The following is a 25,658-nucleotide window of genomic DNA, read 5'->3' as shown; positions in this document are numbered from 1 at the left end:
GTCGGGGTATGACGCCCCTGCTCTCAGCGTCTGTCCTTGCCTTCTAGCCGAGTCAGAGCTAGTTGAGGGTCGCCTCGTCGGACGTGCCGAGAAGCTTCACCTCACCGCCGACCACCTGGTAGATGAAGATGTCGTTGGCCTCGGGCTCGCCGTTCTCCTGGAACTTGATCGGCTTGGAGACGCCCTCGAACTCGACGGTCTTGAGGAACTCGTTGATGTCGTCGGACGTGGTCTTGCCGTCCTTCACCGCGTTGATGTACGCCGTGGCCGCGTCGTAGCCCTCGGTGGCGTAGATCGCCGGGTTGTTGCCGGAGGACGCCTTGAAGTCGTCGTAGAACGTCTTCAGCGCGCCTTCCACGTCAGCGCTCGGGATGTTGCACGGGCAGCCGAGGATGGCGCCCTCGGCGGCCGCCTCACCGGCGGTGGAGACGAGCTGGACGTCCAGCGAGCCGTCACCGGAGACGAACGGGGTGTCCACCCCGGCGTCGCGCAGCTGCTTGAGCAGCCGGCCGCCCTGGGCGTAGTAGCCGCCGAAGAAGATGACGTCGGCGTTGGAGGAGCGGATCTTCTCCACCGTGGAGGAGTGCTCGGACGCGGTCTGGGCGAACTTGTCGGTCTCGGTCGGCACGCTCTCCTTGTCGAAGGCCGCCTTGGCCGACTCGGCGAGGCCGACGCTGTACTCCTGGTCGTCGCTGACCACGAACGCCTTCTTCGGCGAGAGCGACTTGATCAGGAAGGAGACGATGCCCGGGCCCTGGTCGTTGTCGTTGGCGACCACGCGGTGCCAGTACTTCCAGCCGTTCGCGGCGAGGTCGGGGTTGGTCGCCGAGGCGGAGATGCTCGGGACACCGGCCTCGTCGAGCTGCGCGCCGACCGCCTTGGACTCACCGGAGAAGGCCGGACCGATCAACGCGGTGATCTTGTCCTCGTTGACGGCCTGGGCCACCAGCGCGGTGGCCTGCTCGGGCTTGCCCTGGGTGTCGTACTCCTTCATCTCGATCTTGACGTCCGGGTTGGTGGCGTTGTACGCGTCGAACGCCATCTTCGCGCCGTCACGGGGCGGGATCACGATCGCGGAGTTCTCACCGGTCAGATCGCCCATGAAGCCGATCGTGACCGTGCTGGCGTCACCGCCATCGCCGCTGCCGCCGTTGTCGTCACCAGAGCCGGCACACGCCGAAAGTGTGAGAGTGAGCGCCATGCCGGCGGCTAGTAGGCCAGCTCGGCGAACCATCTTCGGGCCCAACGTTTCGTCCTTTCATAACACCGTGGCGTCCTGCACGGCTCAGCTTGGCCGAGAAGGCTACCTGACGTCACCGCACGCCCCACGATCAGCGGTACCACTGGTAGCAGCCCTGCTCGGTGGCACGGGATGGGGCGGAACGTAGTAAGTAACCAGTGGTGAGTCACGTGCCTGGAGGGCTCGTGACCAGACTGCAACGAAAACTGAACGTATGGCGTGGCCAATGCCCGCCGACTGTCCGCTGACCGGACGAACCAACCCAAACCGGGAGTCGGATTCCAACTTCACAACAGGACCGCCGAGTGCCGCCGATCCGCTCCTAACCTGCATGCGTGTCGAAACGATCGCGGCTGCTGGCCTGGTTCGCCGGGGCGGCCCTACTCGTGGGCGCGGTGGTCGTGCTGCGCGCCCCGGAGTCCACTCCGGACGACGAGCGGGGGCCGGTGGTCGCCGAGCGGTTCGCCGAGGATCTGGTGGTGTTGCCCGGGCCGAGCCAGCCGCCGCAGCAGCCACCACGGATCGTGGTCGAGGCGGACACCAGCAGGCTACGAGTGTCCTGGGCAGATGGACTGATCGGCGGCCAGGCGCTACCCGGAGTGGTCGGCTACGAGGTCGGCTGGCAGCGGATCGACGGCGAGGGCCGGGCCGGCAGCCGGTTGGTCGTCGCACCGGACATGCTGCTGGACGGGCTGGTCGACGGCGAGCGCTATCGGGTGTGGGTGCGGTCGGTCGACGCCTATGGCCAGCGCTCGGCGCCCACCGAGGCGACCGGCCAGCCGGAGGCCGGCACCGCTGCCCCGCTGCTCGGCCTGACCGAGATCTATGACGACTTCGCCGACCCGTCGACCATCGCCCCGAACTCGCCGCGGTCGCGCTGGCATCAGTCGGGCGACCGGGGCTGCGTCCGGATGGGAGCCGACCGTGGCCTGGCGATCGACTTCCGGTGCGGCTCGGACATCGCGGTGCTGCGGGCCCGCACCGCGCTGCGCCTTGGCGGGGACAGGGAGTTGGGCCGAGTCGCGGTGCTGACCGACGCGGCGGGCCCCGGCGGGGAGCTGATCGTCGATCTGGTGCCAGGACCGGCCGACCGGGTCGGGGTCGGCACCCGGCGGACGACCGAGCACCGCGACCCCGGCCTGCCGGGCGGCACGATCCGGGTGTCGATCTCGGACGGGGGCGTGCTGGTGAGCGTCGCGCCCGACCTGCCGGCGACGGCGGAGACCGCGGCGTACCAACAAGTGCCGCGGCGTGGGCCGGGGGTGGCGCACCTGTTCGAGGTGGCGCTGACGACGTCCGGGGTGCGGGTGTACCAGGACGGGTTGGCGGTGGCGGTCCGGCAGGTGGTGCCGCCGTGGCGACAGGCGTCGGTGCTGCTGGGTTTCCGTGGCCCGGACGACCGGCCGTCCCGGGTGCGGGTGGCCGCGGTCGGCCTCAGCGGTCCGGCGCACCCGGCGACCGGGGTGGTCGAGGCGGTGCTGCGGCCGGCGACGAAACGGATCCTGGACCTGGACGAGGCCGCGCCGGATGGCGAGGTGGCGCGCTGGCCGCTGGTCGAGTCGAAGTCGGCGCGGGTGGTGGTGACCGTGGCGATGAACCCGGAGTTGGTGGTGGGTCAGGCGATCGTGCAGCTCGGTACCGCGCGCCTGCCGGCAAGGCCGGTGGTGCCTGGCCTGCCGTCGGCGCGCGGCGCGTCGCTGACCCTGGTCGCCGACGTGCCGTCGAGCCTGCTGGGGCCGAGCGACGCGGCGACGATCGCGCCGTTCGTGGTGCGGGCGCCCGGGGCCGACACGACGGCCATCGTGGTGGAGGCCTATCTGGAGATCACCCCGACCCCGGCGTGGGCAGAGCCCGCCCCCACCCCCGCGCCGGCGGCGCCGGACACGCCGGACGGCCAGCCAACGGTGACGCTGACCCTGGCCGACGCGGCCGGCGAACCGTTGCCCAGCAGGAGGTTGCCGGCCTTCGGCCAGGTCGTGCTCACGGTGCGCCTGGATGCCGCCGCCGCCCAGTGGGACACCGGAGCCGTGGCCGGTGTGCAGGGCCTGGAGGTGTACCTGGACGGGAAGCTGATCGCCGCCATGCCGACCGACGCCGACGGCCCAGGGGTAGGCGGCAGCTACGCGCTACCAATAGCCCTGGGTGGCATACGTCCGGGCGATCACGCGATCGAGGTAAAGCAGTACGGAACGAAACGAGAGTCCCAGTCAGCCCGAGTGGACTTCACGGTGGAGCGTTAGTTGATGTTCTCGACCACGGCCTGAGCGACGGCCTTCATCGTGGCGCGGCGATCCATGGCCGTGCGCTGGATCCAGCGGAAGGCCTCGGGTTCGGAGAGTCCCTGCTTGGTCATGAGCAGGCCCTTGGCCCGCTCGATGAGCTTGCGGGTCTCCATGCGCTCGGTGAGGGTCGCGACCTCGGTCTCGAGTGCCTGGAGTTCGGCGAACCGGGACACGGCGAGCTCGATGGCCGGGACGAGATCATGCTTGGCGAACGGTTTGACGAGGTAGGCCATGGCGCCGGCCTCACGTGCCCGCTCGACCAGATCCCGCTGACTGAACGCCGTCAGGATCACGACCGGCGCGATCCGCTCCCCGGCGATGGCCGCCGCGGCGTCGATCCCGTCCATCTTGGGCATCTTGACATCGAGAATGACAAGGTCGGGTCGCAGCTCGGTCGCCATCGCGACGGCCTGCTCACCATCGGCGGCCTCACCGGCGACGTGATAGCCCTCTTCCTTCAGCATCTCGACGAGGTCGAGCCTGATCAGCGCCTCGTCCTCGGCGACGAGGACACTGCGCTGCACGGCCGGGCCGGTCTGGGCCTCGGCAGCCTGCTCGGTCACCGGGGTCCTCCTTCGGGTTCGCAACGCTGTGCCACCAGCCTACCGGCGCATTCACCCGGGATGCCCGTCGCAGAGACGGTGATCACCACAACGTAACGAACCGGCAACATAGGCCGTGACCTAGGTCATGGCCAGCGGTTGAGCACGGGCGGATCCCGAGGCCGGAGCCCTCGAGAACCCGGTGCGGGTGATCCCGTAAAGTCGTCACGCGCCGCCCCCGTAGCCCAACCGGCAGAGGCAACGGATTCAAAACCCGTCCAGTGTGCGTTCGAATCGCACCGGGGGCACCACCTCTCAAACAGGCCGTGACCAGGCCGTTTCACCTGCGCAGATGCCCCCGATGTTGATCGCGGGGTACCCGGCTCTGTCCGGTCGAATCCGGTCGGATCCGGGTGATCACGCGAATGAGGCCCGTTTGGCGTTCGGCTCGTTCGGGTCGGCGCAGCCCACGGACCGTGACGGCAGCGCCACCACCGACGGCACGGTTGTCCACGAGCACCAAGCGGCTCCCCTCGGCCTCGATCACTCGAAGCTCGAGACGGCCGGTACGAGGGAGCGGGGAGGGTTTGGGCAACCGCTACGACTGGACCTGCCTCAGCTCCGCGGCCCACTCGGAGAAGAACGTGCGCACGGCCGCCACGTCGACCGCGCCAAGGCTCAAGTCCACGTCCGTATAGCGAGGCAGCGCGTCAAGCGCCTCGACGAAATAGGGCAGGTCGAATCCCGGATTGAGCTCACGAGCCCACGTCAGGAGGTCCGCCTTACTGTACGTGTGGCTCAGCGCGAACACGTCCACGAAATCGCGGGCCGCGAACCGGTCGAACAGCGCGACCACCTTGCGGCCCGCAAGCTCCTCCGGTGCATAGGTCGGGCCAGCCACACTCATCGCCGGTGGCTGTCCCGGCCGCGAATCCAGAGCGATGTCGATCATCAGGTCTTCCGGACCGGTGACCTGGAGGCGGCTGAAGCTCTCGCCCTTCCGGATCGTCCGCACGCCCCAGCCCCGCTCATCGGCCGCCGCGATCAGCGCTTCCCGCGCCGCGACGATGCCCGCCTGCCTGTCGGTGAAGAAGTCCAGGTCCTGGGTCGGGCGCACCGTCAGATGCTGGGCCAGGAGCGCGGCGCCACCGGCGAGGACGAAGCCGTCACTGGCGGGCAGACTGAAGAACAGCCGCGCCACTTCCAGCTGAAACGCGGTGAGCGGGACGTCCGCCGAGCCAGTGGCCACTACGCGGCGGCCAGCTTGGAGATCAACGGTGCCCAGGCCGCACGAAGATCGCGAGGGAGCAACAGTTCATCCCACAGATCGACCAGCAGGACACCATCGATGTAGGTGAGCACGTCCTCCTGGCCGCCCTCGCGCAACACCGCCTCGTACACGCGGGCACGCTCGGACCGGTCCTTGAGCCGGTACCGCCGACCAGGCTGCGACCAGTTCAACGACAGCGGCAGCTCGACCGTCGCCAGGGCCGTGTGTGGCGGGAGTGACGGGAGCTGATCGGGCACCTGGTACACGCGCCCGCGATCACTCACGACCGGGTGGAAGGTGATCCGCGGACGTAGGTCGAGGTCGAAGCCCGACGCGCCCAGCAGGCGTTCGGCCGTGTCCAACGTCGGCTTCTTCCGGCCGTTCTCATAGGCCGACACCGCCGTCCGCGACGTGTGAGCCAGCCGGGCGAGCTGGTCCTGACTCAGGCCAGCCAGGTGCCGCGCGGCCGCCAGCAACCTCGCCACAGACATCAGCGGCACCTCCTTCACCAAGCGGGGGTATCTACTTTGATACGTTACGCCAGGCGTCCAGCGGCGAGCAACCAACCGGGACCGTCACGCCAGTCCTGGTCACCACTCCCCGACTTCTCCCCACGAATCATCACCGACGCCTATCCGCGCAGGTCAGAGCCAGTTGACCGACTGGGTTCAAAACCCGTCCAGTGTGCATCCTGCACGAGCCGCGCCGGGGGCACCCAGTCTGACCAGCAAGAACAACCCCGACAACGGTTGCCGGGGGCTGTTGGGTCTCAGTTCGCACTCCGCCATGTCACGACGTGGGTCGACCGGTCGGCCGTTGGTGGAGGAGTTCTGGCGCGGTGAGCTGAAAGTGTGCGCGGTGCATCTGAGCAATGTTCCGGTGCCCACCGCATGGATCATCGGGAAGGCTCGGGTGGCGGGCCTGGATCGTCGCCTACAGCATCACGCCGCTGGGCTGAACCTCAACGGCCTGCGGTGCTACTCACTGTTGAATGGCCTGGTGAGGTGTGATCCGGGGGGGTGTGCTGTTGCGGCGGCCGGGGTCGGGGAGTGAGCCGGACGATGTGCTGTTGGGGCGGGTTGGGCGGGGCGACGCGGAGGCGCTGACGGTCCTGTACCAGCGGCACGCGGATGGTCTGTTCTGGTTCCTGTTGCGGCTGGCCGGGGACCGGATGCTGGCCGAGGAGATCCTCCAGGACACCCTCCTGGCGGTATGGCGCGGCGCGGCCAGCTTCGCCGGGCGGTCGCAGGTGCGGACCTGGTTGTACGGGGTCGCCAGGCGGCAGGCGCACAACCGGTTGCGTGCCACGCGGCCGGTCGAGGCGGGGTTGGACGAGGTGGCGGAACTCAGTGCGGCCGAGCCGGGGCCAGAGGAGCTGGCGCTGGCAAGTGTGGAGCGGGAACGGGTGCTGGCGGCCATCGACCAGTTGAGCCTGGTGCACCGCGAGGTGGTGCTGTTGACGTTCATCGGTGAGCTGTCCCAGGTGGAGATCGCCGTGGTGGTGGGGGTGCCCGTCGGCACGGTCAAGAGCCGGCTGCACAACGCACGTGCCGCGTTGCTGCGTGCGCTCGCGGAACTGGAGGAGTCATGGCGATGAGCGGGCATCCCACGACCGACCTGGCGGGGTACGCCGCCGGCACCTTGTCCGAGGACGACCGGCGGGCCGTGCGGGAGCACCTCGCCGCGTGTGACGCGTGCGGGCAGCGGTTCGCACTCTGGCGCTCGATCGGCGACGCGCTACGCCAGGACGGTCCACCGCCCCGGGACGCGGTGGCCGTGACATTGCAGCACGCGGCCCAGGATCCGGAGCCGGTCGTGCCGCGGGCCGGGCTCGCACGGCACGCCCGGTTCGCCGGACAGCTCCTGCTGCCACAGCTTCGGCTGGTTCGCGTGTCGGTCTGGCTGGCCTCCGTCGTCGTCATGGGACTGGGTGTCGTGCTGGCCATGATGGGCACCCACCACGACTGGCCCGAGGCGGTGCTGGCGATGGTGGCGCCGATCGTCGCGGCGGCCGGGATCGCTGGGGTCTGTGGCACGGAACGGGATTCTGGGTTCGAGTTCCTCGCGGCGACGGTGACCTCACCGCGAGTCGTGTTGGTGGCGCGGGTGGCGTTGGTGTTCGGCTACGACTTCGTGCTCGCACTGGTGTCGTCGGCGGTGCTGGCCTGGGTCGGTGTCGGCTCGTCCGGGTTGACGGCGTTGGTCAGCGCCTGGTTGGGACCGATGGTGGTGTTGTCGGCGCTCTGCCTGCTGCTCAGCGTCACGGTGGGCACGACCGTGGCGGCCACGGTCGCGCTCGCCGTGTGGGTCACGCGGCTGCTCGCGCCCAGCCTGGCGGCGGGTACGGAATGGCTGGTGCCCGTCGCGCGTGCGGTCGAGGCGTTGTGGTCAACCAACGTGCTGACCGGGGTGCTCGCCGCGGTGTTGCTGTGTACCGCGGTAGTTTTCGCGGGCCGGCCACTCGCTGTGCGATGAAGTGAACCTTGCGACCTCGCGGCGCTACCAACGTGGCATGACACCACTCGCGTTGTGGCGGCACGAGGTTCGCCGCACCGGCTGGGCGGCACCGGTCACGCTGTCGGTCTGCGCCGCGTTCGTCGTGCTACTCGCGGTGTTGCAGGCGGGCGGCGGGAACGACGTGGCGACCGCCCGCACCTTGCAGGCAGTGCTGGAGATGGGCATGCCGCTGGCCGCCGGGGTCGTCGCAGCCTCGCTGGTCGGCCGGGACGTGGCCGTCGAGCTGCAGGCCAGTGTGTTCCGGGAGTACCGCTCGACTCTGTTGCGGCGGCTCGTGATCACGTTCGGGTGGACCGCGGTGATCGCCGGGGGCACGTCCGTGGCGCTGACGGTGTCCGGCTGGTGGCACCGATGGCCACTCGCACCGGCACCGGCGCTCGGGCAGCTCGTCTGGCTGGCACCCACCTTGTGCCTGGCAGGGTTGGGTTTCCTGCTCGGCGCGCTCCTGCGCAGCCCCGCCGCCGCGGGTGGGCTGGTCGCCGCGGTGTGGCTGGTGCAGCAACTGCTGGCCGACGCCATGCGGGACTGGACTCCCACCCAGCTGATGTACCTGTTCGCGACCACGCGGGGCAGCGATGTGGACTGGCTGGCGAACCGGTTGGTGCTGCTGGCATCCGGTGTGGCGCTGCTCGTCGCGGGCTGGCTCGTCCTCGCCCGCGCGGAACGACTTGTCAGAGGAGAGGACGGATGACCGCGTTTCGTGCGTGCCTGCGTTACGAGCTGCTGATGCAGCTGCGCAAGCGATCGCTCTGGATCACCATGGGAGCGCTGGCCGTGCTCACTGTGGTGGTGAACCCGACCAACGTGGGCAAGGTGTTCACCGAGCCCGATCCCGGGTCCGCGATGGTGTTCGCGGGGCAGCTGGTCACGCTGTTGCTGCCCATCGGTTTCGGCGTGCTGCTGGCCGACCGGCTCGTTCGGGACGAGCAGCTCAACGTGCGGCAGGTGCTGGACGCCACATCCGCTGGCCCGGACACCCGGCTGACCGGGAAGTACCTCGGCGCGTGTCTCGCCGGCGGGCTCCCCGTCATCGGGTGCTACCTGTTGCTGGCCATCGGACACGTGATGCGCCACGGCGATCCGGCCGCGCTGGCCTACGCCCTGGCCGTCAGTGTCGTCGTGGTCGTACCGGCTTTGCTGTTCGTCGGCGCGTTCGCGCTGCTGTGTCCGCTGCTGATGCCCGCGCCGCTGTTCCGGGTGCTGTTCGTCGGCTACTGGTTCTGGGCCAACCTGGTCCACCCCACGATCATGCCCACGCTCAACCACACGCTGCTGCGTCCGGTGAACGGCTACGTCCTCGACGCGTTGTTCCAAGCCGACGGCACCTTGGCCGGGCCGGTGCCCGGTGCCGCGCTGAACCTGCTTCGCCCGGCCCTCACCCCGGCTACCGCCTGGGGATCGGTCGCCGTCCTGCTCATCATGGTCGCGCTGGCGCTGACCGGCGCCCGGGCCCTGCTCGCTCGCACCACTCGATAGGGAGACCACGTGAAGATCCAGATCACCGGGCTCACCAAGACGTACCGGGGCGGCACCCGAGCCCTGGACGGCCTGGACCTGACCGTGCCCACCGGCATGTTCGGGCTGCTCGGCGCCAACGGTGCCGGCAAGACCACGCTGATGCGCATCCTCGCCGGATTGCTGCGCCCGAGCAGTGGCCGGGTGTTGGTCGCCGACCACGACCTGGGCACCGCGGCGGGCCGCGCCGCGGTCAAACGGGTGCTCGGCTACCTGCCGCAGGACCTCGGCGTCTATCCCGACCTGACGGCGCGGGAGTTCCTCGACTATGTCGCACTGCTCAAGGGCATCGACGACCGAGCGGTCCGGCGCAGGAGGGTCGCCGAACTACTCGAGGTGGTCGCACTGTCCGATGTGGCCAAACGCAGGCTCAAGGGCTTCTCCGGCGGGATGAAACGCCGGGTCGGCATCGCGCAGGCACTGCTCAACGACCCACGGCTGCTGATCGTCGACGAGCCGACCGCCGGGCTCGACCCCGAAGAGCGCATCCGGTTCCGCACGCTGCTCGCCCAACTCGCCGGCGACCGGACCGTGCTGCTGTCCACGCACATCGTCGAGGACATCGCACAGACCTGCCGCGAACTGGCCATGCTCGACGCGGGCCGCGTGGTTTTCCGTGGCACGGTAGCGAAACTCACCGCCCTCGCCGAGGGACGAGTCTGGTCCCTGGTCACCCCGGGCCCCGAGCCGGAAGGCGGGGTCATCGTGTCGGTACTGCCCGACCCGCACGGCGTGCGGTACCGGGTCGTCGCCTCCGAACAACCGACTCCCGACGCCGTCCCCGTGACCCCTTCCCTGGAAGAGGGCTACATCACGCTTCGCGACTCCCGCACCGTGCTGTCGGCCTGAGATGAGGAAACCGATGCGAGTTTTCACCGTGGCAGCGCTGGGTGCGCTGCTCGCCACGACACTGGTGTCGCCCGCGAGCGCGTCCACCGGCATCCAACAGGAGCTGGACCAGATGGTCGCCGCGGGCACACCCGGCGTGGTGCTCACAGTGGTACGCGGGAAAAACCGGTGGCGTGCCGAAGCCGGCGTGTCCGATGTAGACACAAATGGCCCGCTGCCGCGGGACGGCCGATTCCGTGCCGGGAGCATCACCAAGACCATGGTCGCCACCGTGCTGCTTCAGCTGGTGCACGAGGGAAAGCTCGCACTGACCGACACACTCGGCGAGCTACTGCCCGGCATGGTCCCCGGCGACGACGGCGTCCGCGTCGAGCAACTGCTCAACCACACCAGCGGCCTTGCCGACTACATCAACGCCCCGGAGTTCGCCGACCCGGCGCACTATACCTCCCGTACGTACTCGCCGGCGCGACTGATACAGCTCGCGAACACCCTCGAACACGGTGCACCCGGCATCGAATGGGCGTATTCCAACACCAACTACATCCTGCTCGGCATGCTCGTCGAGCGGGTCACCGGTCATACCCTGAGCCAGGAACTACGCTGGCGAGTGTTCTTACCAGCCGGCATGTTCCGCAGCGATCTCCCGACCAGCACACAGTTCCTGGCGGGCCCGCACGCGTCGGGCTACTACCGCATCGACCCGGCACCACGGTTCGAACTCACCGAACTGAACCCGTCGTTCGCCTGGGCCGCCTACGGAGTCGTGTCCACCGCAACCGACATCCAACGTTTCTACCACGCCCTGTTCACCGGCAAGCTGCTCCCACCGGCACTGGTGCAACGCATGCACGAGGACGCCCCCGCCACGAACAACCCGGCGTGGCCACGCTATGGCCTCGGCATCGAGGAAATGCACACCACGTGCGGCGTCACGCTGTGGGGACACACCGGCGCCATCCCCGGCTACCAGACCTACGCGTTCGCGACCCTCGACGGCAAGCGCGAGATTGTCGTGTCGGCCAACCTGTTCTCGCCAAGGGACGGCCGTCAGGTGCTAGGTGCGCTCAACGCCATCAACATCGAGTTCTGCGGCGAGCCATGGCAGCTGCCCTCAGTCGGTTCCGGACTGAATCGCAGTGAGAATCGGGCGTTCGGCCACCTTCCGGGCCGGCCAGAGTGATGCGGCGACACCGATCACGATGGTCAGGAGGACCAGGGCGATCACCACCGACTCGAGCAACGGCCCGCCTGCGCCGGGAGATTCTCGACGGGATGGCCGCCGCCGACCAACTCGCCCCCCGACCTCGATCTCGAAACCGGCCTGCCGCGGGCTCTGTTCGACGGCCTCGCCGTGCACGCGGTGACCGTGCCGGCGCAGATGCCGCCCAGCTGCGCCCGGCAACTGCCGCGGGCCTGCTCGGTCGTCGCGGTCATGAGGCGTCACGGCCCTGACCACGACGGCGACGTGGGATCTCGACCGTGGCGGAAACCAGCAGCTCACGGCGTTGGCGGCTTCGTGCGGATGCTGTACGAACCGCGCCGGGGGCACCACCGCAAACCGCACCTGACCAGGCCGTTTGACCTGCGAAAACGCGTCTGAGAATGATCATGGGGCGCCCGGCTCTGTCCGGTGGGGACCGGTCAAATCCGGGTGATCGCCCCCCATACGCCCCCCGTTTTGGATCCGGCAGGGTCGAGACCCTGACGAGCCGGTCCGAAGACGGCATCCCGAGTTGCACGGGGCGCCGGCAGAGCACGCAGGATCTCTGATCGTTTCTCCGGTGGGCTGTCTCTCAAGACCAGAAACGCCACGATCACCAGGGTGACCTGCCGTGCGAAGCACGCCAACGCGAGCAACACGGACACAAGCAGGAAGAAGGTCGTCATGAGAAAACCTCTCGGTGGTTGCCGATGTTCAGGTTGCTAGCGTGGGTGGGCTGTCCGGTGTCCCGGAAGGCAAGGGACAGTTCAGGGACAAGCTCGAGTACGCAGCTGGGGTGTGGATGGAGCTGTCTCCGCAGGAGCGGGCATTCGCGGCCGAAGTGGAGCGCTGTCGCGCGGCCGCCGGTCTGAAGCAGGACTGGGTGGCGCGACAGGTTGGCTTGTCGCGGCCGAAGGTCTCAGAGCCTGTTCCTGAACTGAGACCATCGCGTGCGTCTGCCGTAGCACTGCGGTCGTTCATCTGTCCGGCTATTGGTCGGAGTTGCGGAGACCCGCTGTCTCAGTCGCCGAGGAACCATAGGTACAGGTGCTGCCTGTCGAGGACCCTCCGCCCAAGCTCCATGAGTTCACGTGCGAACTCATCGGTAACCACGCCCGGCGGCAGCTGCGGGTCCTCCAGCAAAGTGGCCACCTGGCGGCTGTTGAACACGGTGTCCGCATACGGCAACAGATGTCGTGTTGGCCAGGTTACCGGTGCGCAGCCGCGGCTACCGGAGGGGGCGACGGTGGGCAGAGGGCGCCGACACACATTTCCTCTGGCCCGTCCGATGAAAGGGCAACCAGCCTACGACCGCAAGGATTCTGCCTGCGGGTCATAGCAGACGAGCCCGTGCTCGCGAGCCAGCGAAGCGGCGTACTCAGACACTTCCTCAGCCTTGCTGTAGGACATGAGCAGGTACACGATCGGCCCTGACGCCTCGTCAATGACTGGCGGCGACGCCCATACGCCACTGCCTACACCACTGCCGTCGTCAGGGTATCGGTCGACGAGCGCCTCGACGTAACCCACAATGCGCGGCGCTGGAGGCACAATGACATCATCCGACTCCAGATAGCGCTCATAGAACTCGTCGTAGACCGTACCCGCTTGGTGGTTGTCGCGTGGACGTTCACCATCCCACACAGCAAGGTCATAGCTCACAGTCGAATCATCGCAGGTGGCAGTTCGGTCGCAGTCAGCAAGCCTTGAGATCGAGCCAGCCGCCAGGCGATCCGTAATAGCCTGTTCCTGAACTGATCTTGGTCGGCGTGTCAGAGGCTGGAACGGAGGAGCTCCTGGTAGAGCAGTCGGTGTCGAATCGCCGCTGTACCAGGAGTTCCGTTGTCATCGTGCCGTATCACGGTTGCTGGTGTGGGTTCGGGGTCGGCGTGTTGCCGTCTGGGTCCGCTGCACGCTTCGTCGGGGGTGTCTCGCGTTCGTCGGTATCCCTCGGACACCACCGATGCGCAGTGGGTGCTGATCGATCCTTTACTGCCCGATCCGGCGTGGCTGGCCGGGCAGGGCGGGCGACGGGAAGCGCACTGCCGGCGGGCGATTGTCGATGCGATCTTCTATCTGGTGGACAACGGCATCAAGTGGCGGGCGCTGCCCGTGGACTTCCCGCCGTGGTCGACGGTCTACAACTACTTCGCCGCGTGGGAGAAGGCCGGGCTCACCCAGAACCTCCTCGACAGCCTGCGTGACCGTGTGCGGCTGCGAGAAGGCCGCACCGCCGAACCCACAGCGACGATTCTGGATTCCCAGTCGATCAAAGCCGCCGAAATCGTCGCGCGGACGGACCGTGGTTTCGACGCGGGCAAGAAGATCAACGGCCGCAAACATCACATCGTCGTGGACACCCTCGGTCTGTTGTTATGCGTGCTGATCACCCCAGCCTCGGTGCAGGACCGCGACGGCGCCCGCCCACTGCTCACCCAACTAGCCGCCACTTGCCGACGTATCCAGCTGGTCCGGGCCGACGGCGGCTACGCCGGAAAGCTGGTCACCTGGGCCAAAGTCACCCACAAGATCGTCGTGCAGATCGTCAAACGCACCGACGACGCCACCGGCTTCCAGGTCCTACCCCGACGCTGGGTCGTCGAAAGAACACTCGCCTGGATCACCCGCCACCGCCGCTGCGCCCGCGACTACGAACGACTACCCGAACACCACGCCGCCATGGTCCGCTGGACCATGATCCACATCACCAGCCGACGACTCACCAAATAGGTTCAGGAACAGGCTCTCAGAGATCTGCCGAGGCCGGTTCCTACCCAGCCGCCAAGCTCTTGAAGACCTGATAACTGCCTTGGCGATGGACAAGCCTGCGCCAGCCAGCTGGCCGGATACTCTGTTGGGCATGTCGGTCGAACTGGGGTTTCTGTGCTCGTGCTGCGGTCAGCGGCACGCTGGTCTGCCCTTCAGCTATGGCGCGCTTGCACCTGCCTACTGGCAGGAGAGCCTGGAGGGCAGCCCTGGAAATGTCCTCGGTGAGGAGCAGTGCGTGATCGGTGGCGTGCACTTCTTCGTCCGTGCGCGTTTGGTCCTGCCGGTGCGGGACGCTGAGGAGGACTTCGAGTGGGACGTATGGGTGTCGCTGAGCGAGCCCAGCTTCGACCGGATGACCGAGTTGTGGACTGATCCGACGCGGGTGAACGAGCCGCCGTATTTCGGCTGGTTGTCCACCGAGTTGCCGCTCTACGATCCGACGACGCTGAACTTGAAGACCCAGGTGCACAGCCAACCGGTCGGGACCCGACCGACGGTCGAGTTGGAGCCCACTGACCATCCGTTGGCCGTGGAACAACGGTCTGGCATCACGGTGGCCCGCGTGCAGGACATCGCCGAACGGCTGCTGCACCCCGAGGGCCCAAGGCTGTCCTGAAGCGACACCCGGCTTGAGCACCGTCTGTGAGGTCGCGCCGGGTATGCGGCGTTTCCGGCTCGTGCAACGGCACCCCCTGGACCAGGTGCACGTCCTCGAAGAGCCGGGTGGCGTGCCGGATCCGCTGCGGCGGCAAGATCCGCGCGTCCAAGCTCTGCGGTGTCCACGAGCTGGTCCTCGGATCGATCCCTCTCGGGAACCACCGATCGGTCCCATCGGCATATCCGCCCCTGCGGAGCGGACCGGGATCTTGACCCGCGCCGCTCGGGTCAGGGGCAGTTTTCGTGGCCTCGTCCAAACCCCGTCCAAAGTGTGAGTTCGACTCTCACCGGGGCACCACAGATCATCGATGGCAGCGAATTTCAGTGCTGGTCTTTCGCGAACCAGTCGCAACTTTCTTGCTGAACGGCGGGACCCCTCCCAACAATGTGCGCCAACAATGAGTGTGCAAGTGCTGCTCCGAGCCAAGGACGTCCGCGATGTGCGCTGTACCGCCGACCACCAACCTGTCCGGGACCACGCCGCTGGGGTCGACAACGCCGAGGGACCCGGTCGCGGTTGTCCTGGGCAATGCGTCGCTGTTCGGGGTCGGCTACCTGCTACTCGGCCGTCGCCTGCTCGGCGTCGCATGCGCGCTGATCTCCATTGCCCTGCTTGGCGTACTCGGCGGCGTTACGCACGCCGGTTGGGTGCAGTGGCTGCTGCTCTTCTGGTGGGCCGGCATGATCGGGCACGGCTGGCGCACCGCGAGCAGGCCACCGAAAGCGGTAATTCCCTGGCAACGGGTTTGCGCCGGCGTGCTTGGGGTGGTCGTGCTCGGCGCGTTCGTGATCGTCCGACTGGACCTCAACGGCCGTGCCGACGAGGCGGACGCCGCGCACGCGCACGGCGACTGCGAACGCACTTCGTCCATTGCGGACGATGTGGGCTTTTGGCAGCGGATCGGCAACGGCCCGGTCGCGGACGGCATTCTGGACGCCGTCGAGGCGTGCCGGCTCATCCAGCGGGCTCGCGTGCAGGCGAGGACCGATCGCCTGCAGGCCGCCGAGACGATGGCGAGCTACGAGCGGCGGCCGGACGCGCGCTGGACCGACGCGCGCCGCTACCGCGAGGACCTCCTGCTTGACCAGGCACGCGACGACCTGCGTGCTGGCCTCGCCGACGCTTACCAACTGGCTATGGAGAAGGGTTTTGCCCTGATCGCCACGCTGCGTGCGGAGTTCCCGAACCGCCAGGAGGACACGGACAAGGTGCTGGACGAGTTCCTCGCCGGCTTGCCGACCGACGACGCGTGCCGCACCGTGGACGTCACCGACTGGATCGTCAAGCAGGATGCCGAGACCGATGACCTCGATCGCGCGCGGACGGTGGCCGCCAAGGTCACCCCGCTGGCGCTGCTGACCTGTGCGGACACCCAGCTTGCCGCGAACAACCCGACCGAAGCCCGCGCAGGTTACCAGCAGTTGCTCGATACCTATCCGAACGACCCGGGCGTAACGAGGGCGAAGCGCGGCCACACGCTGGCCACTTGGGCAATCCAGCTGATCGAGGTCCGCGCGCTTGTGCAAACCACCTATGCGAACGAGATGCCGGCGTACTGCACCAACCCGAGGCCCTACGGCGCGGCACGGCCCTACACCGGGCACGGCACGTTCCCCGCGATGGTCTTCGGACAGGACGCACATCGGAAAGGCCTGCCGAAGAACTGGCAGGCGAACGACCCGAAGAATGCGACGCTGATAATCTGTGCCGGCGAGGTCACATATGGCGCCGTTGCGCAGACCTGCACTTACTACAAGAACGCCGGCTTCGGTGAGGGTGTCCTGGTCTCATTCCACCAACAGAAGATCCCGGTACGGGTGTACGAGGTACGCACCGGCCGGAAGCTTGCCGATTTCGGCCTCCAGATCGATGGCGCGGCCTGTCGCCCCGAATACCTCGACTACACCTTTCCCGTTGGGGCCGACACCGGCCCAGGTCCGCAGTACGTCGAGTCGTCGACCGAGGACATCCGGGCCGCGTACCAGACAATGATCATCCGCTGAGAAATCTCTCGGATGCCGATGGGAGTGACCCGCCCGCGGCGCACCCGATCGGCAGGCTGCCACAAGCACACGACCGCCGATGCTCGGCGAAACAGGCTGATCACCGTGCCGAACGACGCCAGACCCGCCCCCATCGCCGTGGGATAGGTGAACACACGTGTGTGCCTCTATGGTCGCGACCGAGGGGCGGAGGATCACGTGGCAATCACGAAGAAGGGCTCCCGGCGGATCGTCGTCGACGGCGCCGAGTACCGGTGGACAGTGCGGCCTCGGCCGTCCTACTGCCAGGGCAACGGCTGGAGTCCCATGACGTTCGCGGTCGGGTTGGCCGAGCAGGCTGGGCGCGCGTTGGTGGTGTCGTTGCCGTGGGCACACCCGAGCAACTGGCTACACCTGCCAACCGGCGCGGTCCGCCCCGCCATGGTGGCTCGCGCCATCCAGTTCGCACTGACACAAGGATGGGACCCATCCGCCCCCGGGTCACCGTTCAGCATCACCCTGGCCGCGGACTCGCCGGTCATCGACCCCGCCTGATCCTCGACGGTGGATGGCTGGGTCAGAACGCGACCCGGTGCACCGTCTGCGGGTGGATGACCAGGCGGACCTGGTCCTCGGCCAGGAGTGCGGCGAGGTCGGCGGCGCGGGTCGGGTCGTCGAGGTCCCAGTAGCGGGCGGCCAGGCGGGAGGCCAGGTCGTGCGCGCCGTCGGGTTCGACCGTGACGCTGCCCTCGACCGACACCCAACGCTCACGTTCACCCACCGGGGCGGCGACGATGATCGAGGCCCGGGGATCACGCCGCACGCGCCGCACCTTGAGCGTGTCCGGGCCGGTGAACAGCTGGACCGTGCCGTCGGCGGTGACCTCGAACCACACCGGCCGAGGCTGCGCCGGGACCGGACCGGCGGCCACGGACAGGAACCCGTGCAGCGGGCGTCGCAGGAACTCCAGGTCCTCGGTGGTCAACGAATCGGCGCTCATCACGACCTTTCCCGGATCACGCCCGTGACCCGCTCACTGCCAGTGTGCTGCGCGCGCGACGCTGGACACGGGCGCCGCTCACTCCCTAGGATAGAGAACCATTAGTTCTCTATAGATGGAGTGTCCCGCGTGCTCGATCGCGAATATTTCCTCACCAACTGGCTCGCCACCACGTGACCGCCGATGCCATCACCGTCAGCGGCCTGGGGGTGCTGCGCGGACACCGGTGCGTGCTGCACGAGCTGAGCTTCACCATCCCGCGCGGCACCGTCACCGGGCTGCTCGGCCCGAGCGGCAGCGGCAAGACGACCCTGCTGCGCTGCCTCGTCGGAGTGCAGGCCGTCACCACCGGGACGGTCACCGTCCTCGGCCACCCCGCGGGCGCCGCCGCACTGCGCGGCACGGTCGGGTACGCCACCCAGTCCCCCGCCGTCTACCCCGACCTCACGGTCACCGAGAACCTGCGCTTCTTCGCCTCCGTACTCGGCATCTCCCGGACGCACGTCGACCGCGTCGTCGCGGATGTCGGGCTGGGCGGGAACCGGCATCGCCGGGTGGGCCGGCTGTCCGGCGGCGAACGCGCCCGCACCAGCCTGGCCGTCGCGTTGCTCGGCGAGCCGGAGCTGCTGGTCCTCGACGAACCGACCGTCGGCCTGGATCCCGTGCTCCGCGACGAGCTGTGGTCGCTGTTTCACCGGCTCGCCGCCGGCGGCGTGACGCTGCTGGTCTCCAGTCACGTCATGGACGAGGCCGCCCGGTGCGAGCGGCTGCTGCTCCTGCGCGGCGGCCGGCTGCTGGCCGACGGCACGCCAACGGAACTGCTGCGCCGGACCGGACAGGCCGACCTCGACGCCGCGTTCCTCGACCTCGTACGCCAGGAACGGGAGACCGCCGGATGAACCTCGCCCCGACGCCGCGCACGCGGCTGCGCATCACCGGCGCGGTGACCCGCCGCGTGCTGACCCAGCTCCGGCACGACCCCGCCACGGTGGCCATGCTGCTGATCGTGCCGCCGACACTGGTCACGCTGCTCCACTACGTCATCGACTCCCCAGAGACCTTCGACCGTGTCGGGCCCGCCCTGCTCGGCACGTTCCCGTTCCTGGTGATGTTCATGGTCGTCTCGATCACGACGTTGCGTGAGCGGACCCTCGGCACCCTGGAACGGCTGATGACCCTGCCGATGGCGCGGGTCGACCTGCTCGCCGGCTACGCCATCGCGTTCGGCGTGCTGGCCGTGGCCCAGGTCGCGGTCACCGCGACGGTGGCGCTGACCTGGCTCGGCCTCGACGTCGCCGGGCCGTTGGGGATGCTGCTGCTGGTCGCGACCCTCGGCGCGCTGCTCGGCATGGCACTCGGGCTGTTCATCAGCGCGTTCGCCAGAACCGAGTTCCAGACGATGCAGTTCATGCCCGCCATCGTGGCGCCCCAGCTCCTGCTGTGCGGGCTGTTCGCGCCCCGGGACGAGATGGCCACGGCCCTGCGCGCCGTCTCCGACGCGCTTCCACTCTCCTACGTGGTGGATGCGCTGAACCTCGTGACCGTATCCACCGAGGTGACCGCCGAACTCGTCGGTGACCTCGTCGTCATCGCGGCCTGCGCGCTGCTTGCCCTCGCCATGGGGGCCGCGACGCTGCGCCGACGCACCACATAAGAAGGAGACAACCGCATGGGAACGCTTCGCTGGCTCGCCCACACGTCCCAACGGGTCGGGCTGTGCCGGATGGCCTGGTCCGACCGGCCTGACCGTGGGCTGGTCGCCCACGTCGAAGGCTCGCCGCCGCCAACGCCCGGCCGGGCCCTCGACCTGGGCTGCGCCGTCGGGCGCAACACCGTCTACCTGGCCGCACGCGGCTGGGCGACCACCGGGGTGGAGCTCACCGCCCGTGATCTGGACACCGCCCGCCGCCGCGCCGACGAGGCCGGCGTCGCGCCGCGGCTCGTGCCGGGGGACGTCACCCGGCTGGCGGACCTCGACATCGGCGACGGGTACGAGCTGCTGTTCGACGGCGGCTGCCTGCACATGATCCCCGCCAACCGCCGGGACGCCTACGCGGCGAGCGTGACCCGGGTCGCCGCACCCGGCGCGGTCCTGCTCCTGGTCGGGTTCGCGCCGCTGCGCCTCACCGGCGCCGGGGTGACGGCCGACGAGCTGCGCGCCCGGCTGTCCGGCTGGGAGCTGACCGACGCCCAGCCGGTCCCCGGCGAGGAGATGGCCGAGACCCTGCCCGGCGCCTCGCCGCTGCGCCGGCGGGCGCTGCTGCGCGGCTGGCTGCGCGCGACCCGGTACCGGCTGGAACGGCGGTAGGCCCTGACTCTGCGACACTGCGGGCCGTGGATCATCGCAAACTGCCACGGCGCCGGGGCGAGGAGCTGCTGAACGCCATCTACACGGCCACGCTGGCGGAGCTGGCCGAGTCCGGGTACGCGGCCCTCACCGTCGACCGGGTCGCGAAGCGCGCACACACCAGCAAGGCGTCGATGTACCGGCGCTGGCCGTCGAAGGTCGAGCTGGTCATCGACGCCGTCTACCGCAACGTCCGGGACGCGCTCGTCCCGCCGGACACCGGCGACCTGCGCCAGGACGCGCTCGCCCTGCTGCGCCAGTGCGCCGACTTGCTGGCCGGGCCCCGCGGCGACCTCGTCCGCGGCCTGATCCCCGAGGTGCTGCGCAACCCGGAGCTCGGCGCGGCCAGGGCACGCATCGCCACCCTGTCCGACGATCCGATGCTGACCGTGCTCCGCCGGGCCGCCGACCGCGGTGCGGTACGGCCAAGCGCGGTGACCCCGCGCGTCGCTGGCGTCGCGACCGCCCTGGTCCGCGAGCACTTCCTGCTCCACGACGCGCCCATCCCCGACGAGGTGATCGTGGAGATCGTGGACCAGGTGCTCCTCCCGCTCGTGCACCAATAGGCTGTGCGTCCGATGAGGACATCGCGGGAAAGGGCGGCGTGACGCTCAGCACCGAGGACGCACTGCGCCGGTTCCGTGCCGCCCGCGTGGCCAGGTTGGCCACGGTGAGCGCGGACGGCGAGCCGCACCTGGTGCCGGTGACCTTCGCCGCGGTGGCCGACACCGTGGTGATCGCGGTCGATCACAAGCCGAAGACCACGACCAACCTCAAGCGGCTGCGCAACATCAGCGCCACCGGCCGGGTCTCCCTGCTGGTCGACGAGTACGACGACCACGACTGGTCGCGGCTGTGGTGGGTGCGCGTCGACGGCGTGGCCCAGGTGGTCGAGGACGAACCAGAGCGCTCGCGCCTGGCCGACCGCCTCGGTGAGAAGTACCAGCAGTACCGCCAGCGGCCGCCGACCGGCGCGGTGATCCGGGTGGCGGTACAGACTGTGCGCGGCTGGTCCGCCCAGGCGGGGTGAGCGTTACTACTACGATCTGTAGTATCTTCTGCGGCGCGTCGATCGGAGAATGAGGTGGGTTCGATTTCTGGGACGCGTGCACAGCTCGCCCTCTACGCCACGGTGTTCATCGACCTGCTCGGCTTCACCCTCGTCCTGCCGTCGCTGCCGTTCCGGGTCACGACGTTGGGTGGCGACCCGTTCTGGCTCGGCGTCGTGCTGACCAGCTACTCGGTGTGCCAGGCGATCGCCGCCCCGATACTGGGACGACTCGCCGACCGACACGGCCGGCGACGCCTGCTGCTGGTCAGCCTGGCCGGCTCGGCGACCTCGCTCGCGGTGATGGGACTGGCCGGGTCGATGTGGCTGCTGCTGTTGGCGCGGGCGGTCGCCGGCCTGTGTGGTGGCAGCATCGCCGTCGCGCAGGCGTTCGCGGCCGAACTCGCCGGGCCCGCCGCGCGAACCAGGGCGATGGGCCGGGTCGGCGCCGCCATCGGACTCGCGTTCACGATCGGCCCGGCGCTCGGCGCCGCCGCCGCGCCGCTGGGATTCGCCGCCACCGCGCTCATCGGTGCCGGGCTGGCGGCCGGCAACCTCGTCTTCGCCGCGATCGCCCTGCCGGACAACCGAACCAGCCAACCCCCTCGGCCCAAGGCCGGCCGCCGCGCCGCGCCGTGGCCGTTGCTGGTCACCGGGTTCGCGTCGATGGCCGCGTTCGTCGGCATGGAGACGACCGTGGCCTACCTCGCCGCGACCCGGTTCGACGCCGGGCCGGTCATGGTCGGCGTGCTCCTGGCCTCCGCCGGCCTCGTCCTGGTCGGCGTGCAGGGATTCCTGGTGGCCCCGGCCGCCCGGCGCTGGCACGAGGCCAGGATCGCCGCCGCCGGCGCGGTCCTCATGGCTGCCGGGCTGCTCACCATGCCCTTCGTCGGCGAGGTCCTCTTCGTCGTGGCCGCGCTCGTGGTGGCGGCCGGCAACGGCATGGTCACCTCGACCACGGCCAGTCTGCTCGCCACCGCCGGACCGCCGACCGAGGTCGGTGCCCGGATGGGACAGGGCCAGGCCGCGGCCGCCATCGCCCGCGCCGCCAGCCCGCTCGCCGCCGGCGCGCTCTTCAGCCTGTCGGTGGCCGCGCCCTACCTGCTCGGCGCCGCGCTGTCCGCCGGCGCGGCGGTCACGGTCTCCGCCAGGACATCGCACGACCCGGCACGGTCCACTCAGGCATAGCAGTTTCGGCGTGGCAGCAGCGCTGGTGTACGAGGGCGTTCGGAACGGTGCTCATGGTCGGCCGAACACACTCGAACAGACCAGTTCCTCCCCGTGTTGGCGGTCGCCCGGTCAACCGTCAGTACGTCATGCTGGCCTGATGGGCCAGGGAGGGGACGGCTTAACCGAATCGCCGGCCGAACCACCACGACCAGCGCGGGCCAGCTCCTCAGCGGAGTTCACGGCGGCGCTGCGCGCGTTACGCACCTGGTCGGGGTTGACCTACCGGCAGCTGGAAGGAAAGGCGACCGCACACCGGGACACGCTGCCGGCCAGCACGATCGCGACCACTCTCGGCCGCACGACGCTGCCAAGGGAGCGGTTCGTCGAGGCGTTCACCCGCGCCTGCGGCCTCGGCGACGACGACGTGCGCACCTGGCTCGAGACTCGCCGCCGCATCGCCACGAACGATCTCGTACCGGCTGGCAACGATGCTCAGGACCCGGCCGCGGACGTGCCTGTCCCGTCGCGTTCCGCACCGTGGCGTCGGGTGGCGAGCTTGATCGCGGCCGCGGGTATCGGCGTCGCGGGAACTCTGGGCGTCAGTGCCCTGCTCGACACCCAGCTCGACGCCCCGACGCCACCGACCGTAGCGTCCGACACGCCGGTGACCGGGCTGCGCATCCTGCCGGTCGGCAGTTGGGCCCGCATCCACGTCGCTCGACAACCCGAGTTGTGCGTCACCGAAGGCACAGATCGTTCTGGCCGATACGAAACCGCTGTCGCCGCCGGACGAACCTGCGCGGAAACCGTCCTGCCGCACGTGTATGTCGAACCGGTGGGCCAGGACATCGTGCAGATCCAGTGGCACCACCCGAAGTTCGGCATCGGCTGCCTCACCGCCCTACTCGACGGGCCGGGCCGGGACCTGTTCGAACCCCGCGACAACTGCGCCGATGACAATCCGGCACAACAGTTCCGGATCGAGCCTTTCGGCCCGCCGGCGATGGCGCACTTCCGCATTCACTCGGTCGTCACCGACCAGTGCCTCAGCCTGCGCGACCAGGGCACCGAAGACGGCACCGAAATCGTCCAGGGCCGCTGCTCCGGCGCCAGTGACCAGGAATTCCGGATCGAGTTGATCCCGCCCCCGTAACCGCCGCACACAACGGTTCGAATGCTCGTCATCGCCCGGTCAACTGTTCTGGGGGAAGGATGAGGATGAGATCACGAAGATGGGCGGAGTTTCTGACCGTCGGCACCTGGCGACGGCGCACCTGCTCGCGGCGGTGCTCAGCCGCCTGTTCCTGGCGCGCACCGAGGTGGCCCCGACGCGCGGGTCGATCCCCTCCAGGGGCAGGGGTTCGCCCTGCTCAACACCACCATGACCATCCAGGGGTCGGTCCCTGGTCTTCGGCGTGTTCGCGGAGTTCCTCCCGGTCGGCGCCGCGAACGCACGTCCGGCTGGTCAGGAGTCGCCGGGCAGCAGGCCGTGCTCGTAGGCGTAGATCACCAGGTGCACCCGGGTACGCAGCCCGAGCTTGGCCAGCGTGCGGGCCACGTGGGTCTTCACCGTGCCTTCGCCGACGGTGAGGGCACTGGCGATCTCGGCGTTGCTCAACCCGTGCGCGACGTGCCGGAGCACCTCCTGTTCGCGTGGGGTGAGCAGGTCCAGGTCGGCCGGTGCCGGCCGGGGCGCGGTCGCGGCGAACCGGCGGATGGTGCGACGGGTGACCCGGGGATCGATCAGCCCCTGCCCCTTGGCCGCGGCGCGGACCGCGTCGATCAGCAGCTCCGGTTCGCTGTCCTTGAGGACGAACCCCGCCGCGCCCGCCTGGAGCGCGCCGAACAGGTACTCGTCCACGTCGAACGTGGTCAGCGCGACCACGGCGGGCGCGGGGTTGACCGACTCGGCGATCCGGCGGATGGCGGCGAGCCCGTCCAGCCGGGGCATCCGCAGGTCGAGCACCACCACGTGCACCCCGCGCCACCGGGCCTTCTCGACGGCCTCGGCACCGTCGCCGGCCTCGTCCACCACCTCGATGTCCGGTTCGGCGTCGAGGACCAGGCGCAGCGCCCAGCGCACCGGCTCCTGGTCGTCGGCGACCAGCACGCGGATCACCGGTCCCGCCGCAGCGGGAGCCTGGCCTCGACCAGCCAGCCGGTCGGGTGGTTCGGCCCGATCCGCAGCGTGCCGCCGAGCAGTCGGGTCCGTTCGCGCATACCGCGCAGCCCGGTGCCGTCGGCCGGCGTGCCGGGTGCGGCAGAACCGTTGTCCGCCACCGAGATCACCACGGCGTCCGGCGCATGGCGGACGCGCACGGCCACCTCGGTCGCGTCGGAGTGGCGCAGCACGTTGGTGAGCGCCTCCTGGGCCACCCGGTAGCCGGCATGGTCGACCAGCGGCGGCACGGGATGGCGAGCCGAGCCGTCCCGGGTGAGGGTGACGGCGCGGTCCTGGCCGGCGGCATGGTCCACGAGGGTGTCCAGGTCGGTCAGGGTGGTGCCGCGCGCGGGCAGCGCGGCGAGGACCTCGCGGACCTCGGCCAGCGCGGTGGCCGACGACTCGGCGATCGTGGCCAGCGCCTGGTCGGCCACCGGGGGGACCCCGCGGGCGACGTGGCGCACGGCGTTGGCCTGCATCCGGATCACGGTGAGGTGGTGGCCGACGGCGTCGTGCACCTCGCGGGCCACGCGCGCGTGCTCCTCGGCGACGACGCGCCCGGTCTCCTCGCGGTAGAGGTGCGCGGCGTGGTCGGCACGATCGCGGTGCAGCCGCAGGGCGTAGCCGACGGCCACCGGGGCGATGCCCAGCAGGACCAGGTCGGTGTAGGTGGCGGTCACCCCGGCCGGGCGGACGCCCGCCACGGCCAGGACGAAGACCCAGACCACCGAGCAGCCGAGCACCACCGGCCGGGGTCGGTGGTAGGCGGCGGACCCGAACGCGGTCATCGCGACCAGCCGACCAGACCAGTTCGGCATGGCGACCGCGGTCACGACCGCGGCCGACAGCAGCGCCGTGGCCAGGGGGAAGCGGCGGCGCAGCGGCAGCGGTGCCGCGACCGCGCCGGCCGCGGTGACCATGGCCAGCGGACTCGCCGCGCTGTCCTCGACCAGCCCGAGCACCAGCACGACGATCGCCGCCGCCCCGGCGTACGCGCCGTCGGCCCCGACGGTGTCGCGCAGCGGTGTCCGCAGCCGCCGCGGCTCGTCGCGGCGGAACCGGATCCACCTCACCCTGGCCGCCAGTGCATGCCCCCCGTTGTAC

Annotated in this window: 27 protein-coding genes and 1 tRNA gene; 19 read left to right on the top strand and 9 right to left on the bottom strand. The window is 69.4% G+C overall.

Annotated features, from left to right (window positions below; all coding sequences use genetic code 11):
* Positions 1-58 precede the first annotated feature (58 nt).
* Positions 59-1,201, bottom strand: coding sequence for a branched-chain amino acid ABC transporter substrate-binding protein (locus ACYVIP_RS22415; RefSeq protein WP_460399394.1), 1,143 nt, complete (start codon positions 1,199-1,201; stop codon positions 59-61).
* A 374-nt stretch (positions 1,202-1,575) separates the two neighbouring features.
* Here ACYVIP_RS22415 and ACYVIP_RS22410 point away from each other — a divergent pair, with 374 nt between their 5' ends.
* Positions 1,576-3,480: a fibronectin type III domain-containing protein gene (locus ACYVIP_RS22410; protein WP_460399392.1), complete on the top strand. Its 1,905-nt coding sequence runs from the start codon at positions 1,576-1,578 to the stop codon at positions 3,478-3,480.
* On the opposite strand, the gene ACYVIP_RS22405 is transcribed toward ACYVIP_RS22410, so the two are convergent.
* Positions 3,477-4,085, bottom strand: a complete 609-nt coding sequence (locus tag ACYVIP_RS22405; protein WP_460399390.1) for an ANTAR domain-containing response regulator — start codon at positions 4,083-4,085, stop codon at positions 3,477-3,479. The two genes, ACYVIP_RS22410 and ACYVIP_RS22405, sit on opposite strands and share 4 nt — an antisense overlap.
* Before the next feature lie 213 nt (positions 4,086-4,298).
* On the opposite strand from ACYVIP_RS22405, the gene ACYVIP_RS22400 reads away from it, so the two are divergent.
* Positions 4,299-4,375: transfer RNA gene (locus tag ACYVIP_RS22400), tRNA-Leu, on the top strand.
* Positions 4,376-4,662: 287 nt separating this feature from the next.
* On the opposite strand, the gene ACYVIP_RS22395 is transcribed toward ACYVIP_RS22400, so the two are convergent.
* Positions 4,663-5,313 (bottom strand): nucleotidyl transferase AbiEii/AbiGii toxin family protein, encoded by a 651-nt coding sequence (locus ACYVIP_RS22395; protein ID WP_460399388.1) that lies wholly within the window; start codon positions 5,311-5,313, stop codon positions 4,663-4,665.
* Positions 5,313-5,825, bottom strand: coding sequence for a helix-turn-helix transcriptional regulator (locus ACYVIP_RS22390; RefSeq protein ID WP_460399386.1), 513 nt, complete (start codon positions 5,823-5,825; stop codon positions 5,313-5,315). Before ACYVIP_RS22390 ends, ACYVIP_RS22395 begins: the two co-directional genes overlap by 1 nt.
* Positions 5,826-6,340: 515 nt before the next feature.
* Between ACYVIP_RS22390 and ACYVIP_RS22385 the strand changes: the two genes are divergently transcribed.
* From ACYVIP_RS22385 to ACYVIP_RS22360, 6 genes are read left to right on the top strand one after another with little or no spacing between them, the layout of a single operon-like run.
* Positions 6,341-6,931: an RNA polymerase sigma factor gene (locus ACYVIP_RS22385; RefSeq protein WP_460399384.1), complete on the top strand. Its 591-nt coding sequence runs from the start codon at positions 6,341-6,343 to the stop codon at positions 6,929-6,931.
* Complete coding sequence (locus tag ACYVIP_RS22380) at positions 6,928-7,809, top strand: anti-sigma factor family protein (protein WP_460399382.1); 882 nt, start codon at positions 6,928-6,930, stop codon at positions 7,807-7,809. Before ACYVIP_RS22385 ends, ACYVIP_RS22380 begins: the two co-directional genes overlap by 4 nt.
* A gap of 37 nt (positions 7,810-7,846) precedes the next feature.
* Positions 7,847-8,542, top strand: coding sequence for a hypothetical protein (locus tag ACYVIP_RS22375; RefSeq protein WP_460399380.1), 696 nt, complete (start codon positions 7,847-7,849; stop codon positions 8,540-8,542).
* Positions 8,539-9,327, top strand: a complete 789-nt coding sequence (locus ACYVIP_RS22370; protein ID WP_460399378.1) for a hypothetical protein — start codon at positions 8,539-8,541, stop codon at positions 9,325-9,327. The genes ACYVIP_RS22375 and ACYVIP_RS22370 overlap by 4 nt, the downstream gene beginning before the upstream one ends.
* 9 nt (positions 9,328-9,336) lie before the next feature.
* Positions 9,337-10,215 carry an ABC transporter ATP-binding protein gene (locus tag ACYVIP_RS22365; protein WP_460399376.1) on the top strand — a complete coding sequence of 293 codons (879 nt, stop codon included), beginning with the start codon at positions 9,337-9,339 and terminating at the stop codon, positions 10,213-10,215.
* A gap of 13 nt (positions 10,216-10,228) precedes the next feature.
* Positions 10,229-11,398: a serine hydrolase domain-containing protein gene (locus tag ACYVIP_RS22360; protein ID WP_460399374.1), complete on the top strand. Its 1,170-nt coding sequence runs from the start codon at positions 10,229-10,231 to the stop codon at positions 11,396-11,398.
* Between the two features lie 461 nt (positions 11,399-11,859).
* Here the strand turns inward: ACYVIP_RS22360 and ACYVIP_RS22355 are convergent, their stop codons facing one another.
* Positions 11,860-12,105: a hypothetical protein gene (locus tag ACYVIP_RS22355; protein WP_460399371.1), complete on the bottom strand. Its 246-nt coding sequence runs from the start codon at positions 12,103-12,105 to the stop codon at positions 11,860-11,862.
* A 619-nt stretch (positions 12,106-12,724) separates the two neighbouring features.
* On the bottom strand, positions 12,725-13,081 hold the full coding sequence (locus ACYVIP_RS22350; RefSeq protein WP_460399369.1) for a hypothetical protein: 357 nt from the start codon (positions 13,079-13,081) through the stop codon (positions 12,725-12,727).
* 264 nt (positions 13,082-13,345) lie between these two features.
* On the opposite strand from ACYVIP_RS22350, the gene ACYVIP_RS22345 reads away from it, so the two are divergent.
* The 4 genes from ACYVIP_RS22345 to ACYVIP_RS22330 all read left to right on the top strand — a co-directional run bounded on the left by ACYVIP_RS22345 (position 13,346) and on the right by ACYVIP_RS22330 (position 17,383).
* Positions 13,346-14,149 (top strand): IS5 family transposase, encoded by an 804-nt coding sequence (locus tag ACYVIP_RS22345; RefSeq protein WP_460399666.1) that lies wholly within the window; start codon positions 13,346-13,348, stop codon positions 14,147-14,149.
* 130 nt (positions 14,150-14,279) lie between these two features.
* Complete coding sequence (locus tag ACYVIP_RS22340; RefSeq protein WP_460399367.1) at positions 14,280-14,804, top strand: DUF2199 domain-containing protein; 525 nt, start codon at positions 14,280-14,282, stop codon at positions 14,802-14,804.
* A gap of 479 nt (positions 14,805-15,283) precedes the next feature.
* Positions 15,284-16,849 (top strand): tetratricopeptide repeat protein, encoded by a 1,566-nt coding sequence (locus ACYVIP_RS22335; protein ID WP_460399365.1) that lies wholly within the window; start codon positions 15,284-15,286, stop codon positions 16,847-16,849.
* Positions 16,850-17,047: 198 nt separating this feature from the next.
* Positions 17,048-17,383, top strand: coding sequence for a hypothetical protein (locus ACYVIP_RS22330; RefSeq protein WP_460399363.1), 336 nt, complete (start codon positions 17,048-17,050; stop codon positions 17,381-17,383).
* A gap of 22 nt (positions 17,384-17,405) precedes the next feature.
* Here the strand turns inward: ACYVIP_RS22330 and ACYVIP_RS22325 are convergent, their stop codons facing one another.
* Positions 17,406-17,828 (bottom strand): pyridoxamine 5'-phosphate oxidase family protein, encoded by a 423-nt coding sequence (locus ACYVIP_RS22325; RefSeq protein ID WP_460399361.1) that lies wholly within the window; start codon positions 17,826-17,828, stop codon positions 17,406-17,408.
* A gap of 173 nt (positions 17,829-18,001) precedes the next feature.
* Here ACYVIP_RS22325 and ACYVIP_RS22320 point away from each other — a divergent pair, with 173 nt between their 5' ends.
* From ACYVIP_RS22320 to ACYVIP_RS22290, 7 genes are all read left to right on the top strand, one after another.
* Positions 18,002-18,727 (top strand): ABC transporter ATP-binding protein, encoded by a 726-nt coding sequence (locus tag ACYVIP_RS22320; RefSeq protein WP_460399359.1) that lies wholly within the window; start codon positions 18,002-18,004, stop codon positions 18,725-18,727.
* The gene (locus ACYVIP_RS22315; RefSeq protein WP_460399357.1) at positions 18,724-19,482 is read left to right on the top strand and encodes an ABC transporter permease; all 759 of its coding nucleotides are present in this window, start codon (positions 18,724-18,726) and stop codon (positions 19,480-19,482) included. The genes ACYVIP_RS22320 and ACYVIP_RS22315 overlap by 4 nt, the downstream gene beginning before the upstream one ends.
* A 15-nt stretch (positions 19,483-19,497) precedes the next feature.
* A complete protein-coding gene (locus ACYVIP_RS22310) occupies positions 19,498-20,136 on the top strand; it encodes a class I SAM-dependent methyltransferase (protein WP_460399355.1) in 639 nt (212 codons plus the stop codon).
* Positions 20,137-20,162: 26 nt separating this feature from the next.
* Positions 20,163-20,741 (top strand): TetR/AcrR family transcriptional regulator, encoded by a 579-nt coding sequence (locus ACYVIP_RS22305; protein ID WP_460399353.1) that lies wholly within the window; start codon positions 20,163-20,165, stop codon positions 20,739-20,741.
* A 38-nt stretch (positions 20,742-20,779) separates the two neighbouring features.
* Positions 20,780-21,205, top strand: a complete 426-nt coding sequence (locus ACYVIP_RS22300; RefSeq protein WP_460399351.1) for a TIGR03668 family PPOX class F420-dependent oxidoreductase — start codon at positions 20,780-20,782, stop codon at positions 21,203-21,205.
* Between the two features lie 54 nt (positions 21,206-21,259).
* Entirely contained in the window at positions 21,260-22,411 is a 1,152-nt protein-coding gene (locus ACYVIP_RS22295) for an MFS transporter (protein WP_460399349.1), read from the top strand.
* Positions 22,412-22,550: 139 nt separating this feature from the next.
* Positions 22,551-23,546 carry a helix-turn-helix domain-containing protein gene (locus ACYVIP_RS22290; protein ID WP_460399347.1) on the top strand — a complete coding sequence of 332 codons (996 nt, stop codon included), beginning with the start codon at positions 22,551-22,553 and terminating at the stop codon, positions 23,544-23,546.
* A gap of 312 nt (positions 23,547-23,858) precedes the next feature.
* On the opposite strand, the gene ACYVIP_RS22285 is transcribed toward ACYVIP_RS22290, so the two are convergent.
* Positions 23,859-24,512, bottom strand: a complete 654-nt coding sequence (locus tag ACYVIP_RS22285; protein ID WP_460399345.1) for a response regulator — start codon at positions 24,510-24,512, stop codon at positions 23,859-23,861.
* On the bottom strand, positions 24,509-25,627 hold the full coding sequence (locus tag ACYVIP_RS22280; RefSeq protein ID WP_460399343.1) for a sensor histidine kinase: 1,119 nt from the start codon (positions 25,625-25,627) through the stop codon (positions 24,509-24,511). The genes ACYVIP_RS22285 and ACYVIP_RS22280 overlap by 4 nt, the downstream gene beginning before the upstream one ends.
* Positions 25,628-25,658: the final 31 nt, after the last annotated feature.

The sequence above is a fragment of the Actinophytocola sediminis genome, assembly GCF_054779715.1.
This window is presented reverse-complemented; position numbering and strand designations above follow the sequence as displayed.